The sequence below is a fragment of the Brevundimonas sp. ZS04 genome (genome assembly GCF_001956865.1).
Lineage (GTDB): Bacteria > Pseudomonadota > Alphaproteobacteria > Caulobacterales > Caulobacteraceae > Brevundimonas > Brevundimonas diminuta.
Genome location: NZ_MTHE01000001.1, coordinates 135263 through 151237 on the forward strand (window position 1 = coordinate 135263; position 15975 = coordinate 151237).

Sequence of the window (15975 nt, forward strand, 5' to 3'; positions counted from 1 at the left end):
CCGGAAACCGTCACGCGAAAGGGCGCGGCCACTTGCGTTCCAGCACTCGAGGGAACCACGGCTTTCGCACGGGCAGATCTCGCGCGGCCTGTAAAAAAATCGTGTCGGCGCCGAGGCGGGAGCTCGCCGCGCTGCGTAAGTCGAAATAGGGGGGCCGCATTTCGGCCCAAAAATTAGCGGGAAAAAGCCTTTGGCCAACATCTCTTTCAGAAGCCAGCTCGTCACGTCTTCAGTCCTTTCGGGCCTGGTGATCGCCGCCGCCACATTGCCGGCCTTGCCTGCCGCCGCCCAGATCCAAACTCCGGCCGCTCCTCAATCGTCAGACGCTGCCGTTGAAATAGACACAATCGTCGTCACCGGCTCTCGTATCGCGCGCCAAGACTACAGCGCCAACAGCCCGATCGTGACCATGACCCAGGAAGACTTTAAGGCGACGGGGTCGGTCAATATCGAAAGTCTGATCAACGATCTTCCGCAGTTCACCGCTCTGGGCAACGCCGCGTCGAACAGTCCGAACCTGGCCGGCCAGGCGAACGTCCAGCTCCGCGGACTGGGCTCGACCCGCACCTTGGTGCTGCTGAATGGCCGCCGCATAGTTCCGTCCAACGCTTCGTCCGTCGTCGATCTCAATCTGCTGCCGACGCCGCTCATCTCCAATATCGAGACGATTACTGGCGGCGCCTCTTCGACCTATGGATCGGACGCCGTCGGCGGCGTGCTCAACTTCCTGCTCGATGGAAACTTCGAAGGCCTGCAGTTCGACGCCCAGTATGGATCCTCGGACCGGGGCGACGCCTCGACCGAAGCGGTCAGCCTGACCCTGGGCGGCGACATCGCCGAGGGCCGCGGACATGCGGTGTTGTCGGCCAGCTATTCAAACCGCGCCTCCGTCCTCAACGCCAGTCGCGCCTTTTCGCTGATCGGGGGCTTTGCCGGCACGTCGCCCTTAGGCTCGACCGTGTTCGACGCCACCAACCTGCCGACGGCCGCCGCTGTCAACGCCGCCGTCCCCGGCGCCGCCCGGGGCGACACCTTCGGCTTCAACAACAATGGGACCCTGTTCACCTATCGGGGCGCGCGCGATTACGTCAGCCCCGGCGGCGTCGATTACGAAGGCTTCCGCACGCCCGGTCCGCTCCAGCAGACGGACTTCGCCTACAGCACCGTCGACCGCAATTACATGATCATCCCGCAGAAGCGGTACAATGTGTATGCGGCGGCGGACTACGAGATCAACTCTGCGGTGGAGCTATACGCCGACTTCCTGTTCTCCCAGTACGAAGCCGGCAATCAGTTGGCCTCCAACCCGGCCACCGGACCGACCACCGGGTTCCGCATTCCATCGACCAACCCGTTCATTCCCGCCGAGCTGCGCAGCGTCCTGGACTCCCGCCCGAACCCGGCCGGAAGCTTCCGCCTCGACAAGCGCTTCAACGAACTCGGCCCGCGACGCCAGTCCGAGGACTACAACGTCTATCAGATCAACACGGGCATACGCGGCGACCTCGTCGGCCTCCGCGACTGGACCTACGACGCCTATGTTTCCTATGGCCGAGTGAACAACGGCACCGTCTACACCGGCTACCTCGCCCGCTCGGCGCTGCAGCGGCTCCTGGAAGCCCCCGACGGCGGGGCGTCGATCTGCGCCGGCGGTTTCAATCCCTTCGGCGTCAACCCAATGAGCGCGGCGTGCATCGCCTATGTCGGCCGGGTGGCCAAGAATGTGACCACGAACGACCAGAGCGTCGTTGAACTGAACCTGCAAGGCGGCCTGTTCACCCTGCCCGCCGGCGAGGTCCGCGCGGCCGTCGGCGCAGCCTACCGCGAGCAGAACTACAACTTTTCGCCTGATAACCTGCTGCTCAGCACATTCACCCTCAACGGCGTCACCGGGCCTGAGCTGGCCGGCAACTCCGGCCAGCCGCTATCGGGGTCGGATCAAGTGTCGGAGCTCTACGGCGAGGTCCTGATCCCGTTGCTTAGCAATCTGCCGTTTGTGCGCAGTCTGGAGACAAATCTCGGCTACCGCGTCTCGGACTACGAAACGATCGGAAGGGTCGGATCCTACAAGGCCGATCTCAGCTGGGAAGCGCTCAACGGACTACGCTTCCGCGGCGGCGTTCAGCGCGCGGTCCGCGCGCCCTCTATCGGCGAGCTGTTCGCAGCGCAGAATCTGAGCTTCCCGTCGATCGGGGTGCCGGTTTCCTCGACCGGCGCGCGCCAGTTCTCCGGGGATCCCTGCGATATTCGCGGCGCGTATCGCACGCCGGGCGCGGCAAACGCCAATGCGGTGCGAACCCTGTGCCTGGCGCAGAATGTCCCGTCTCAGGTGATCGATTCCTACACCTTCTCCAACTCTCAGGTCTCTGGGGTCACCGGGGGCAACCCAATGCTGGAGGAGGAGACCGCAGATTCCTTCACCGTGGGAGCCACCTGGCAGTCGCCGTTCGCGGCCCCGTGGCTCAGCCGGGTGTCCGGATCTATCGACTACTACGATATCACGATCGAGAAGGTGGTCGGCACGGTATCGACGACTGAACAACTGCGTCGCTGCTACAATCAGGACGGCGCGTCCAATCCGACCTACGATCCGAACAACATCTTCTGCCGCATGTTCAGCCGAGATCCGAACTCGGGACAGATCACCAACACCTTCGAGACCAACGCCAACCTCGGCACGCTGGAGACCAAGGGCATCGACTTCCAAGTCGATTGGCGAATCGACCTGGTCGATCTCGGCGCGCCGGATTGGGGAAGCCTGGCCCTAAACGTCACCGGTACGAAGCTCCTGAAATGGGAGCGGCAGGACATTCCGGGCGGCGCCTTCACGGATCGCAAAGGCACGATCTCAAACAGCTTCGGCCTGACCCTGCCCAAGTGGAAGGTCCTTTCCACGCTGAACTGGAGCCAGGACCCGTGGAACGTCGGCCTGCGGTGGCGCTACCAAGGATCAGTCGAGAATTTCAACAACCGAAGCCAGGTTGTCGATGCCATCCACTACATCGACCTCAATGCCGGTTTCAAAGTGAACGAGGTCGTCTCGCTGCGGGCTGGCGTCAACAATCTGACAGACGAACAGCCACCGGTCTATGCACCCGCGATCGCCGCCAACACCGATCCCTCCAGCTACGACCTGATCGGTCGCCGGTATTACCTCGGACTGACCGCGCGCTTCTAGGCCCGCTGAAGGCGCCCCCTAGCCGCTGCAAGGCTAAGGGGGCGCCAAGACACTCAAACGATATCGGCCGGCGCAGACACCGGCGAAACAACAGATCAAGAGAAGAATGCACGACATGAGAACGAATTTGATGGTGGCTATGGTCTCGGGCCTGAGCCTGTTCGCCGGGGCGGCCGCCGCCCACGACTTCTTCCTGGCGCCGGAGCGTTTCGTCGGGCCGATGGGCCACCCGCTCATTGTCCACGCAACCTCGTCGTCGGACTTCCCTGCCCTCAACGTGGGTTCGCCCCGCAGCCGCATCGCCGAGGTCCGGGCGGTGGTCGATGGTCGTCCGGCGGCCGTCACCGTCGGGGCCCAAGCCAAGTCCCTGCGCCTGGCGGTGTCCAGTGACACCCAGGGGATGGCGACCGTGACGCTTCTGACGATCTGGGGCGAATCCACCTGGCGGCCTGACCAGGTCGACACCTATCTGGAGGAGCACCCCTTCAAGGCCGAGGATGTAGCGACAGCGCGCCGACTGCTGCCTGAAGGCGCGCCGCTTGAAGTGAGGTCGCGTCGGCTGGCCAAGACGCTCGTCTGCTTCCAGACCTGCACCCCGACGGCGGGGGGGGCGACGGGGTTAGAGGTCGAGTTTCTCCCCGAGTTCGTGGCTGGGCGGAATAGTCCTGCGACCTTCCAACTGGTCAGAAACGGGCATCCAATACCGGGGCAACCCGTCACGATCAGGTTTGGACAGGACGAAAGGCGCGCGGTTCAAACCGACGCGGAGGGCCGGCTACGGATTCCGGACGGCGTAACCGGTCCTGTCATGTTAGTCGCCGCGACGCTGGATGCACCGACGGAGAAGGGTGGACGCTTCGTCACCAACAACGCGTCTTTGACGTTCGAGGCTACAGTGGTTCGTGACGAAAGCGGTCGTTGACCCTGTGCCTTGGAAATGGCCGAGCGCGAGTCACGATGGCGAAAACTGAAACCGTCCAGCGCCAAATATCTCGGCGCGAGCTACCTGCGCGTTTCGAAGCCGTGCGGCTGATAAAGTAGGAGAAGGGGAAAACGACGTGCGATCCTGACGCCACGAGTAAGATCCAGCGTCCTTGCTCCTTGCCTATGTGCTCGATACGTGACGGCGAAACTCAAGCTCCTTTCGCAACTATGTGGTTCCGCGAAAAGGCCGCGCGCCCCCAGAGGGCGCGCGGCGAGTTTTCAGCCTTTTCGGCTCCTATTCGGCGCCTCGCGCGGCATGGAGGCCCCCGGCTACGCTCCTGAACGCTATGACGTCATGCGCTTCGGCGCGGACCAGCCCGCCCCCTTCATGACCTTTGAAGGCGCGAACCCGGTTCGTCGCTAACAAGGCAAAGGCCCCGCCGATTGTACGGCGGGGCCTCTCTTTATGCCTGCTCGGGACCCAGAACGGCGTCGACTTCGGCCTGGGTCGATCCCCGCTTCGCCGGGATGACCGGCCTATTCGGGCCGGATCGCGGTCACTTCGGATTCGCGACCGCGCACGGTCACGTCGAACTGGACGCGCTCGCCGACCTTGGCCTTCTCGACCACGGCGGGAGCCGCCTTGAAGTTCATGGTCATGGCGGGCCAGTCGACGCCCGGGATCGGACCATGATCGATCGTCACGGAGCCTGTCGTCGCATCGACCTTCGTGATCACGCCCGTTCCGACGCCCGACTTGACGGTTTCGGCCGGCGCCATGGGCGTGGCGGCCATGTCGCCGGCAGTCGCCGGAGCGGCGGCCGGCGCTTCGACCGGCGCGGGTTCCGTTTTCTGGTTGCAGGCTGCGAGGCTGATGGCCAGGCCGGCCGAGAGAATGAGGGCGTGTTTCATTTGGGTTCTCCAGGGTTGAACGTGGGGGATGGACGCTTTCGACGGCGAAGCAGGAGGTATCCGGCCGGGATCACCAGCATGGACAGCAGGGGCGCGGTCAGCATGCCGCCGATGACCGGCGCGGCGATGCGGCTCATGATTTCCGATCCGGCGCCGTGGCCGATCAGGATCGGCACCAGGCCGGCGATGATGACGGCGACGGTCATGGCCTTGGGCCTCACCCGAAGAAGCGCCCCTTCACGGACCGCCGCCTCGACCTGACTGCGATCGGGGTTCGGCCCCCGATCCCTCAGCGCGTGCTTGAGGTAGATCAGCATGACTACGCCGAACTCGGCCGAAAGGCCGGCCAGGGCGATGAAGCCGACGCCGGTCGCCACCGACTGGTGATAGCCCAGCAGGTAGAGCATCCAGATTCCGCCGGTCAGGGCGAAGGGCAAGGTGGCCATGATCAGCAAGGCCTCGTCGAAACGACCGAACGTCATATACAGCAGGATGAAGATGATCACGAGCGTGACCGGCGCCACGATCTTGAGCCGGTTCGCCGCCCGCTCCAGATATTCGTACTGCCCCGAATAGGCGATTGTAACGCCCGGGCTCAAAGGCACGTCCCTGGCCACGACCTTTTGCAGGTCGGTGACGACGGACGCCAGATCGCGCCCCCGCACATCGACATAGACCCAGGTCGAAGGGCGGCCGTTCTCGGACTTCAGCATGGGCGGGCCGTCGGCGATCTCCAGCTTCGCGACCGTGCCCAGGGTGATCTGCTGGCCTGACGGGGTCAGGACCGGCAGCGCCCGCAGTTGCTCGAGATCGTCACGCAGTTCGCGCGGATAGCGCACATTGATCGGATAGCGGGCCAGGCCCTCGACCGTCTGGCCGATCGTCTCGCCGCCGATGGCGCCGGATACGATCGACTGGACATCGGCGATGTTCAGCCCGTATCGACCCGCCGCATGCCGGTCGATGTCGATATCGACATAGCGCCCCCCGGTCAGCCGCTCGGCCAGGGCCGAGGTGACGCCCGGCACGGTCTTGGCGACCTTCGCCACCTCGCCGCCGATGCGGTCGATCTCGGCCAGGTCGGCCCCGGAGACCTTGACCCCGATCGGGCTCTTGATCCCGGTCGCCAGCATGTCGATGCGGTTGCGGATCGGGGGCACCCAGAGATTGGCCAGGCCCGGCGCGCGCACGACGCGGTCCAGTTCCTCGACCAGTTTCTCCGGCGTCATGCCGGGCCGCCACTGGTCGCGCGGCTTGAACTGGATCGTGGTCTCGAACATTTCCAGCGGCGCGGCGTCGGTCGCGGTCTCCGCCCGCCCCGCCTTGCCGAACACAGTCGCGACCTCGGGGACAGAAAGAATCATTCGGTCCGTCTGCTGCAAAAGCTCAGCGGCCTTGGCGGCCGACAGTCCTGGCAGGGCCGTGGGCATATAGAGCAGGTCGCCCTCGTCCATCGGCGGCAGGAACTCACCGCCCAGCTGGCTCAAGGGCCAGGCGGTGGTGGCGAATGCGAGGACTGCGATGACCAGGGTGGCCCTTGGCCGCTTCAGCACCCAGTCCAGTGGATGACGATAGAGCCGCGTCAGCCAGCGGTTGATCGGATTGCTCTGCTCGGCGGGAATTCGTCCCCGGATCAGATATCCCATCAATATGGGAACCAGAGTGATGGACAGGATGGCCGCCGCCGCCATGGCGTAGCTCTTGGTGAAGGCGAGCGGCGAGAACATTCTCCCCTCCTGCGCCTGAAGCGAAAAAACCGGCACGAACGACAGGGTGATGATCACGAGGCTGAGGAACAGCGCCGGACCGACCTCAGCCGCCGCCTCGGTGATGACCGTCCAGCGCGCCTCGCCGACCAGTTTCTCGTCGGGATGGTCGTGCTCCCATCGTTCGATACGTTTGTGGGCGTTCTCGATCATGACGATCGCCCCGTCGACCATGGCTCCGATGGCGATGGCGATCCCGCCCAGGGACATGATGTCGGCGTTCACCCCCTGGGCGTGCATCAGCAGAAAGGCCGCCAGCACTCCCAGCGGCAGGGTCAGGATGGCGACGAGCGCTGAACGCGCGTGCCACAGGAACAGGCCGCAGACGAGCGCGACGATGATGAACTCCTCGATCAGCTTGCGGCTGAGGTTGGAGACGGCGCGGTCGATCAGTTGCGAACGGTCGTAGGTCGTGACGACCTCCACGCCCGGCGGCAGGCCCGCCTTCAGGGTCTCGAGCTTGGCGCGTACGGCCTTGATGGTCGCACGCGCGTTCTCGCCCGAGCGCAACACCACCACCCCGCCGGCCACCTCGCCCTCGCCGTTCAGCTCAGCAATGCTGCGTCGCATCTCCGGGCCGATCTGGATGGTGGCTACATCGCCCAGCGTCACGGGCACGCCATCGGCTGCGGTGCGGATCGGTATGGCGCGGAAGTCGTCCAGATCGGTCAGATAGCCGTTGGCCCGGACCATATATTCGGCCTCGGCCAGTTCCAGCACCGAGCCGCCCGCTTCGCTGTTGGCGCGCTGGACGGCCTCGACCGCCTGCTGATGCATGATGCCGTAGGCGGCCAGTTTGATCGGGTCCAGAACGACCTGATACTGCCGCACCATGCCGCCGATGGCCGCGACCTCGGCCACCCCCGGCACGGTCTTGAGCTCATAGCGCAGGAACCAGTCCTGTAGGCTGCGCAACTGCGCCAAATCGTGACGCCCCGTCCGGTCGACCAGGGCGTATTCATAGATCCAGCCGACGCCGGTGGCGTCGGGCCCCAGTGCAGGCCGAGCGCTGTCGGGGAGCCTGGACTGGACCTGGCTGAGGTATTCCAGCACCCGCGAGCGGGCCCAGTAGAGGTCGGTTCCATCCTCGAACAGAACATAGACATAGCTGTCGCCGAAGAAGGAGTAGCCGCGCACGGTCTTGGCGCCCGGCACCGACAGCATGGTGGTCGCCAGGGGATAGGTGACCTGGTTCTCGACGATCTGCGGCGCCTGGCCGGGGTAGCTGGTGCGGATGATGACCTGGACGTCCGACAGGTCCGGCAGGGCGTCAACCGAGGTGTTCCTGACCGCCCAGAGTCCTGCGACCAGCAGGGCCAATGCCGCCATCAGCACGAATACCCGCGCCTTCACGGAGGCTCTGATAACGCCGGCGATCATTGACCGACCTCCTTCTTGGCCGTCACGGCGACCGAAGCCGCCGGGAGCGTGGCGCCGTCGATGGGGCGCGCCTCGACACCCGTCAGGCTGGCCTCGGAATCGATCAGGTACTGGCCGGAGGCGATGATCTTCTCGCCAGCGCGCAGGCCCGCCAGGATCTCCGTCTGGCCGTCGCTCTCGCGTCCGATGCGGACCTGGGCCGGCTGATAGCGGCCGTCCGGCAAGGCCAGCATGACGATGTCGCGCTGCCCGGTGCGGATGACCGCCTCGGACGGCACCAGAAGCGCCGGCGTCGTCGCCCCGCCGAAAACAACCCGGCCGAACATGCCCGGCCGCAGACGTCCGCCCCGGTTCGCCAATTCGATGCGGCCCGTGAAGGTCCGGCTGTCGCCCGAGACCTCCGGCAATAGGGCGCTCAGGCGGCCGGTGAACCGTTCGGACGGAAAGGCCGACAGGGTCGCTTCGACCGACTGTCCGACCCTTAGTTGCCCGGCGAGGGCCTCTGGGATGGCGGCGTTGAGCCAGACGGTCGACAGGCCGCTGATCTCGGCCAGGGTGGCGCCCTGCGTCACGCTCATGCCGGACCGGACCGCCAGGGTGCGGATGGCGCCGGCCGTCGGGCTGGCGATGGTGATCGTGTCGCGTGGCCGCTCGCTGCGTTCGACCGAGGCGATCAGGCTGTCGGACATCCCCATCAACACCAGCCGACGCCGCGCGGCCTGGGTCAGCGCGGCGTCGCCGGTGCGCCGCACCGCCAGATACTCCGTCTGGGCCCCGCCCCAGCTGGGGACCAACAAATCAACCAAGGGCGCGCCGGCAGCGACGACATCGCCGGGCGCGCGTCCATAGACCCGCTGCACGAAGCCGTCGGCCCGTGACTGTACGATCGCCACGTCTCGTTGATTGTAGTCGATCACCGCCGTAGCGTTCAGATCGCCGCCGAGGGTTCCCACACGCGCCGTCGCGAACCGAACCCCAAGGTTCTGGGTCAGGGCCGGGTCGATGCGCACGCCGCTGGACGAGGGGCCAGTATCGCCCTCGTCGGCGTATTTGGCGACCAAGGCCATGTCCATGAAGGGCGACGGTCCCGGCTTGTCGAACTTTTGGTCCGGATACATCGGGTCATAATAGTAGAGGACCTTGCGGTCCCCTGCCCCGTCAGCGGAAGGGACGCCCGCGTCGCCGGATCGCTGACCAATCACCACCCCGGCGCCGACGCCGATTCCTACCAGCACCAGAGCGCCCAGGGCGACGCCGAGACGATTGTAGCTGAACCCGCTCATCGGTCGCTCCCATAGGTCAGAGTGATTTCGGCAGCGTGACGCCTCACCGCCGCCTCCTTGTCCAGCGCGTCCAGCCGGGCGTTGGCCACGGCGGTGAAGGCCTGGACGATTTCAACGATCCCGATCCGACCGGCGGCATAGGCGGCGGTCTCCAGGTCAGACTGCCGCATGACAGCCGGCAGGATGACGTCGCGCGCCCGGGCCCACTGATCGTGATCCATGGCGTGCTGGGCCAGATCCCGCTGCAGGTCCGCCTCCAGCTGACGTCGCACCGCCGCACGCTCGGCTCCCACCCTGCGCGCGTCGGCCGACCGCGCGGCGATCAAAGGCTCCTGGCGCTGCCCCTGAAACAGCGGCAGACGCACGCTGGCGCCCACCGAGACCATGTCGCCGAACGCGGGGTCGCGCCGCTGATAGCTGGCCTCGACCGACCAGTCCGGACGCCGTCCGGCCCTGGCCAGGTCGAGCTCGGCCTGGGCCCGTCGATCTTCGGCCTCGTAGGCCTTGAGCATGGGCAGGACCTCAAGGCCCATGCGCAAGGCCGCCGGATCCGGCGCATCCAATGGCGGCGCGCCGTCCGGGGTCGGCGCCGGGTCACCGGTCCATCGGGTCAACACGGCGCGCGCGGCTTCCCTCTCGGCGAGCAGCCGGCTGCGTCGATCGTCCAGCGCCGCCTTCAACTGAATCGGCGCCAGGGCAATGGCCGGGCGATCCGCGCCCGACGCCACCCCAGAAGGGGCGGCGTCCCAGAGCGGTTGCAGCGCCGCCAGGATCTCGTCCACGGCCGCCAGCTTGCGGTCTGAATAATAGAGATCGATCCAGGCCCGGCCTGTAGCGATCCGCACCTCGCGCAACGTCGAGGCGTCATCGGCGACGGCTACGCCGATGGCGGCCTCAGCCACGCTACGCTCGGCGCGACGGCGCGCCCGGCTGGGCAGCTCCTGCTCGACGCCCACCCGCAGGGCGGTGAAGTCGTCATCGCCGAAACGGCCGGCCATGGGCCCGGTCACGGGAAAGCCGTCCAGTCCGAATTTGAGATTGGGATCGGGCAGGCGCCCGGCAGCGACCACGGCCGCACGGGCCGCATCAACGCCAAGAGCGCTGGCGCGAAGATCGGGCGCATTCTCGGCTGCGCGGGACAGCGCGGCCTCGAACGTCAAGGGCGCGGCCTCAGCCGCGACGCCCGGCAGACCGGCGACCGCGAGCCCGAGCACGGTCGCCCTGGCCGACGATTGGAAACGGGGGAGCATGATTTCTCCTATGAACAGCGCGCATCGGCCATGAACGGCGCGACGCATGGGGCATGACGATCCACCGAAATGACGAGGCCCGCCGCGGGGGCGTCCACGTCAGATCGAGAAGAGGTTCAGGCCAGCTGTTCTGGGGGAGAATAAAGCGGATCGGGTCCAGACCCGTGCCGCGAAACGTTCAAATGAAGAAAGGCGATCGCACCTAGCGTGATGGGCTGAGCGACCAGAACGAGCGGCGGAATCGGCGAGGCGACGGCAGCGCAACCCATCTTGGCCATGCAGTCCGGCGTCATGTCCTTGCAGCAGTCGCCGGGATTTCCGGTCGTGTCGCCGGCCATGTCCATGGTCTCGGCGCAGTCCAACGCCTCCGCCCCGACCCCGGCGTTGTGAAACAGCTGGATCGGCATGGCATGGGCCGTCGACTGGCCGAAAAATCCGGCCAGGGCAAAGATGAGCAGAACTGTGCGGAGAAGGTTCCACATCACACGGTCAGGTTACACGCTTTGAGCATCAACAAGTCAAGATCGCTCTGGAAGCTCCAGTCGGCCGGGCCATGACGGGCCCGAACCGACCGGAGCCAGGGAAGTTTCTAGTGGACCATGAAGCGGGCGACGCCGCTCATGGCGTGGCCGTCGGCGCCCTCGGCCGACCAGGCCAGAACATGATTGCCCTTTCCAAGCGCAGGCAAGGCGACCGTCGTCTTTGTGCCGGCCGCGGCCTGGACGGGAACGGCCGTCGGACGACCGCCGTCTGTCGTCAGCGTCAGGGACTTCAAGGTCATCGCGTGAGGAAAGGTGATGCTGAAGGCGGTCGGCGCACTCGAGGACATCGAGCCGTCAGCCGGCGAGGTCAGCACGCTGGCTGACGAAGGCGCGGCCATAGCCATCCCGCCATGACCCGCGTGGGGGTCAGCAACCTGGGCGGAAGCGGCGCCGGCAGAAGCCAGCATGGCTGCGGCGATCGTGAAGGGGATGAAATAACGCATCTTGGTTGTCTTCCTTGGTTCGGACTTAGTTCGGAGAATGATCCATGCTGGGCAGGTCCCGCATGGTCGACATATCGTGACCAGGCATATCGTGACCCGGCATGGGCGCAGATTGGGGCTTGGGTTGCGATGGGCTCACTTTCGGGGCCAGGGACGGATGTCCTGGCTCGCGCGCAGGCGCAGCCTTTACGGGTTCAGCCGCTTGCTGAACGACGACGCTGGCCGGGCCTGTCGGCTCGAGAGCGGAGGCAGTCTCCGCCGCCGAGGCGGCAGTCGGGGTTGTTGCAGTCGCGGCAGGCTCGACGACGGCGGCCGCCTCCTTGGGCGGTGGCTGTTCGGCCGCCGGCTGGCAAGCCGCCAACAGGCCTGCAGCCGCCAGCGCCGTTGCAATGTAAACCTTCATCAACTTCTCCTTAAAGCCTAGAACCAGGCCCTGACGCCGACCACCACTCGGGTGTCTTCGGCGCTTCGCCCTCGCGCTTCGGCGAAATCGCGCGTGTCGCCAAAGCTCCTGGTCCATTCGACCCCGACATAGGGTGCGAATTCTCGGCGGATCTCATACCGCAGACGGGCGCCGACCTGCAGGGTGGACAGGCCTGACCCGATCCCCAGCTCCGGGATGTCCTCCGCCGACAGGTTCACCTCCGCGCGAGGCTGAAGGATCAGCCTCTGGGTGATCCTCTGATCATATTCGACCTCGGCGCGCGCCGTCAGTTCGCCCTTGTTGGACAAGAAGGCCGCGGCGTCGACTTCAAACCAGTAGGGCGCCAGGCCCTGGACCCCGACGACAAGGTCAGTCCGGTCACCCTCGGGCCGATAGGTCTGCCGCAGGCCGGTCTGGAAGTCGAAATAGGGGGTGAAGGCGCGGCTGTAGAGCGCCTGGAGTTCAGCCTCCTCGAGTTCTCGCCCGAACTCGCCCTCGCCTTCCGACTTCCACCAGAAGCGGTGAATGTCTCCGCCGTACCAGCCCTGGGCGTCCCAGGCGTAGCCCTGCTCGCCGTCGACGGACGTCGCTTCCAGCTGGTCGATCATCACCGCGCCGACACGAATGTCGCCGTTTTCCGCCACCAGCACCCTGCGCGCCGCCCTCATGTCCTCGACGCTGAAGATCTGGTCCGCCACATGGGGAGGACCATACAGCGCGCCGGCCGGCGGCGGCGTCTGGGGCGGGCGTCCCGGATTGTCCGCGCCTGTCGGAACGTCCGGCGGCATGGCCATGCCGGCCATGCCGGACATGTCGTGCCCCGCGTGAGGGTCCCCCTGCCCCGAGGGCGGAGCCCCCATCGGCATCGTGGACATGTCATGCCCCGCTGTCGCCGGCGCGGGCTGGGCCTGCCCCATGGTCGACATGTCATGCCCCGCATGCGGGTCCGCCTGCCCTGCCGGCGCCGCACCCATCGGCATCGTGGACATGTCATGTCCTGCAGTCGCTGGCGCGGGCTGGGCCTGCCCCATGGTCGACATGTCGTGCCCCGCATGCGGGTCCGCCTGCCCTGCCGGCGCCGCACCCATCGGCATCGTGGACATGTCATGCCCCGCCGTCGCCGGCGCAGGCTGGGCCTGCCCCATGGTCGACATGTCGTGGGCGGCGCCCGCGGCTCGGGCGGGCACGGTTCCCGGGGGGCAGGCCGAAGCAGGAGATTGGCTCATTCCCGCGTTTCCCGTCGTCGCCGTCGTTGAACCCGGCGCGACGCATCCTTGCGTCGTCGGCGGCGCCTGGCGCGGCGCCGGCGAGGTCGCGCCGTGTCCGGCATGGGTCTGGGCCAGGGCGGGCGTCGCCGCCAGGATCAGAGGAACCACGGCAACTGAGAACCGGATCATGCCCCCTCTCCTTCCATCGGACGAATGGTGACGACGTTGAACATTCCGGCGTGCATATGCATCAGGAGATGGCAGTGGAAGGCCCAGTCTCCGGGGTTGTCCGCCGTGAGGTCGAAACTGACCTTGCCGCCGGGCGCGACATTGACGGTGTGCTTCAGGGGCTGATGCCCGTCCGGCCCGCCGGTGACGAGCTCGAAGAAGTGCCCGTGGAGATGGATCGGGTGGGCCATCATGGTGTCGTTGACCAGGGTCACCCGCACCCGCTCGTTCCGTTCAAAACGGATGGGTTCGACCAGCTCGCTGAACTTGCGCCCGTCGAAGCCCCACATGAACCGCTCCATATTGCCGGTCAGGTGGATCTCCATCGAACGGCTGGGCGCACGCCTGTCCTTGTTGGGCGTCAGCGAAACGAGGTCCGTATAGACCAGCACCCGGTGATCGACCTTCTCCAGGCCCTGCGGCCTTTCGCCCATCCGGTTCGCCGGCATCGGCGATATGGTCTGGACCCCTACGCCCACGGCCATATTGGGCGGCGCGTTCTGGGGATCGCGCATGTTCATGGCGCCCATGGATCCCTGATCCATGCCGGCCATAGCCTCCCCTGCAGGAGCGGCGGCGGCGGCGCCGTGATCCATCCCTGGCATGGCGCTGTGATCCATTCCGGCCATCGGCGCGGCGCCCATCCCCTCCATCCCTTCCATTCCGCCCATGCCGCCCATGTCCATGCCCATGTCCTTCATGGTCAGGGTCGGCACCTCGCGCAGCGGCGGAACCTCGGCCGTCATGCCCAGACGCGGGGCCAGGGTCGCTCGGCCCATGCCCGAACGGTCGATGGCTTCGGAGACGATGGTGTAGGCCCGGTCCTCGGTCGGACGAACGATGACGTCATAGGTCTCGGCGACCGAGATCTGGAACTCGTCGGTCTCGACCGGGCGCACGTTCTCCCCGTCGGCGTTGACCACGGTCATGGCAAGACCGGGAATGCGGACGTTGAAGATCGACATGGCCGAGGCGTTGATGACGCGTAGGCGCACCCGCTCGCCGGGCCGGAACAGGCCGGTCCAGTTCTCCTGCGGGCCGTGGCCGTTGATCAGATAGGTGTAGGTGGTGCCGTTGACGTCGAGAACGTCGCGGGGATCCATGCGCATGGCTCCCCACATCCGGCGCTCCGCGAGGCTCATGCCGTCCGCGCCAGAGAACAATCCCGCCAGCGTCGTCCGATGGCGATTGAAGTAGCCGGGGCTCTTCTTGAGCTTCGCCAGAATCTCATGCGGATGCATGAAACTCCAGTCTGAAAGCACCAGGACGTGCTCGCGGTCATAGGCGACCGGATCGGCGCCCGCCGGATCGATCACGATCGGTCCATAGTGGCCGAGCGCTTCCTGAAGCCCCGAGTGACTGTGATACCAGAAGGTCCCAGATTGCCGGACCGGGAACTCATAGACGAAGGTCTCGCGCGGCTTGATGCCGGGGAAGCTGATCCCGGGGACGCCGTCCATCTGGAACGGCAACAGGATGCCGTGCCAGTGGATCGACGTCTCTTCGTCCAGTTGGTTCGACACCGCCAGGCGGACGTTTTGGCCTTCGCGAAGGCGCAGAAGCGGCGCCGGAAGCTGGCCATTGATCGTCGTCGCCGTCGCCGTCCTGCCGTTGACGGTGAACGGCGATTGTCCAACCGTCAGATTGATATCAGCGCCCGTCAGCGTGGGATAATCCGCGCGTAGACCGGGAGATCCGGTCTGCGCCCAGGCTGGCAAGAAGCCCTGCAAGCTCAACAAGCCGCCGCCAACAACAGCGCCGCGCAGCAGCCTTCGACGATCCAGCGTCATTGCACAGTCCTCACCGCCTGTCCGTTCGGGAAACGAACCTGGCTCTCCAATAGGATACGCACGCGAGGCCTCCCTCCCCTCGGACGCCTGATACTGCAAATCCGGGACGCCGATTGGGTTCCGAAGGCGCCAGTTGATCAGGCTTCGTCGCGCAGTTGCTGCGCCAGCTTCTGGCGCGCCCGGGCGACCCGCATCTCAACGGCCTTGGCGGAGAGGCCCAGGATTTCCGCGACCTCGGCGTGACTGCGCTCCTCGATGGCGGTCAGCAGCAGCGGCTCCTTCAGCTTCGGCGGCAGTGCGGCAATAAGGGCATGCAGACGTTGCGCCTGTTCGGCGGCGTCGTATCTGTCTTCCGTGCCGGCCTGCTCGTCCGGTACGGCGAGCGCCTCCGACGACTGGAGGTCTGCCACGCCCATGAACAGCCGGCGGATTTTGCGACGACGGCTCCAATCCCGGCATTTGTTGATGGCGATCGTGCGCAGCCAGGCTTCGAACGATCGTTCCGGATCATAGCGGCGGATGGCCAGCCAGGCGGCGGCGTAGGCCTCCTGCACGAGATCATAGGTTTCATCGGCGTCGCCGACATAGCGGCGGACAAACCTGTAGAGACCTGCCTTGGTGTCACGCACGAGCGTTTCAAACGCCAC

The 15975-nt window shown here is 66.0% G+C and carries 11 protein-coding genes; 2 read left to right on the forward strand and 9 right to left on the reverse strand.

Annotated elements, in window-relative coordinates; translation table 11 throughout:
• The first annotated feature begins 190 nt into the window (after window positions 1-190).
• Both BJP32_RS00620 and BJP32_RS00625 read left to right on the forward strand, forming a co-directional pair.
• Window positions 191-3178, forward strand: coding sequence for a TonB-dependent receptor domain-containing protein (locus BJP32_RS00620; RefSeq protein WP_076222523.1), 2988 nt, complete (start codon window positions 191-193; stop codon window positions 3176-3178).
• A 106-nt stretch (window positions 3179-3284) separates the two neighbouring features.
• Window positions 3285-4100: a DUF4198 domain-containing protein gene (locus BJP32_RS00625; RefSeq protein ID WP_040345406.1), complete on the forward strand. Its 816-nt coding sequence runs from the start codon at window positions 3285-3287 to the stop codon at window positions 4098-4100.
• Between the two features lie 539 nt (window positions 4101-4639).
• Here BJP32_RS00625 and BJP32_RS00630 read toward each other — a convergent pair.
• The 9 genes from BJP32_RS00630 to BJP32_RS00670 form a co-directional block, all read right to left on the reverse strand.
• Complete coding sequence (locus tag BJP32_RS00630; protein WP_046652884.1) at window positions 4640-5014, reverse strand: copper-binding protein; 375 nt, start codon at window positions 5012-5014, stop codon at window positions 4640-4642.
• On the reverse strand, window positions 5011-8160 hold the full coding sequence (locus BJP32_RS00635) for an efflux RND transporter permease subunit (RefSeq protein WP_076222525.1): 3150 nt from the start codon (window positions 8158-8160) through the stop codon (window positions 5011-5013). Before BJP32_RS00635 ends, BJP32_RS00630 begins: the two co-directional genes overlap by 4 nt.
• Window positions 8157-9443, reverse strand: coding sequence for an efflux RND transporter periplasmic adaptor subunit (locus BJP32_RS00640; RefSeq protein ID WP_003164967.1), 1287 nt, complete (start codon window positions 9441-9443; stop codon window positions 8157-8159). The genes BJP32_RS00635 and BJP32_RS00640 overlap by 4 nt, the downstream gene beginning before the upstream one ends.
• Complete coding sequence (locus BJP32_RS00645; RefSeq protein WP_076222527.1) at window positions 9440-10693, reverse strand: TolC family protein; 1254 nt, start codon at window positions 10691-10693, stop codon at window positions 9440-9442. The genes BJP32_RS00640 and BJP32_RS00645 overlap by 4 nt, the downstream gene beginning before the upstream one ends.
• Window positions 10694-10809: 116 nt before the next feature.
• Window positions 10810-11175, reverse strand: a complete 366-nt coding sequence (locus BJP32_RS00650; protein WP_003164969.1) for a hypothetical protein — start codon at window positions 11173-11175, stop codon at window positions 10810-10812.
• A 107-nt stretch (window positions 11176-11282) separates the two neighbouring features.
• Window positions 11283-11678, reverse strand: a complete 396-nt coding sequence (locus BJP32_RS00655; protein WP_040345414.1) for a copper resistance CopC family protein — start codon at window positions 11676-11678, stop codon at window positions 11283-11285.
• 420 nt (window positions 11679-12098) lie between these two features.
• On the reverse strand, window positions 12099-13499 hold the full coding sequence (locus tag BJP32_RS16860) for a copper resistance protein B (RefSeq protein ID WP_223850724.1): 1401 nt from the start codon (window positions 13497-13499) through the stop codon (window positions 12099-12101).
• Window positions 13496-15328 (reverse strand): copper resistance system multicopper oxidase, encoded by a 1833-nt coding sequence (locus BJP32_RS00665; protein WP_076222529.1) that lies wholly within the window; start codon window positions 15326-15328, stop codon window positions 13496-13498. The genes BJP32_RS16860 and BJP32_RS00665 overlap by 4 nt, the downstream gene beginning before the upstream one ends.
• Before the next feature lie 137 nt (window positions 15329-15465).
• On the reverse strand, window positions 15466-15975 hold the full coding sequence (locus BJP32_RS00670) for an RNA polymerase sigma factor (protein WP_233126655.1): 510 nt from the start codon (window positions 15973-15975) through the stop codon (window positions 15466-15468).

Bases quoted from the DNA above. Each gene is read 5' to 3' on its own strand.
- BJP32_RS00650 (WP_003164969.1), bottom strand. From the start codon at position 11,175: ATGTGGAACCTTCTCCGCACAGTTCTGCTCATCTTTGCCCTGGCCGGA.
- BJP32_RS00640 (WP_003164967.1), bottom strand. From the start codon at position 9,443: ATGAGCGGGTTCAGCTACAATCGTCTCGGCGTCGCCCTGGGCGCTCTG.
- BJP32_RS00635 (WP_076222525.1), bottom strand. From the start codon at position 8,160: ATGATCGCCGGCGTTATCAGAGCCTCCGTGAAGGCGCGGGTATTCGTG.
- BJP32_RS00665 (WP_076222529.1), bottom strand. From the start codon at position 15,328: ATGACGCTGGATCGTCGAAGGCTGCTGCGCGGCGCTGTTGTTGGCGGC.
- BJP32_RS16860 (WP_223850724.1), bottom strand. From the start codon at position 13,499: ATGATCCGGTTCTCAGTTGCCGTGGTTCCTCTGATCCTGGCGGCGACG.
- BJP32_RS00630 (WP_046652884.1), bottom strand. From the start codon at position 5,014: ATGAAACACGCCCTCATTCTCTCGGCCGGCCTGGCCATCAGCCTCGCA.
- BJP32_RS00645 (WP_076222527.1), bottom strand. From the start codon at position 10,693: ATGCTCCCCCGTTTCCAATCGTCGGCCAGGGCGACCGTGCTCGGGCTC.
- BJP32_RS00655 (WP_040345414.1), bottom strand. From the start codon at position 11,678: ATGCGTTATTTCATCCCCTTCACGATCGCCGCAGCCATGCTGGCTTCT.
- BJP32_RS00625 (WP_040345406.1), top strand. From the start codon at position 3,285: ATGCACGACATGAGAACGAATTTGATGGTGGCTATGGTCTCGGGCCTG.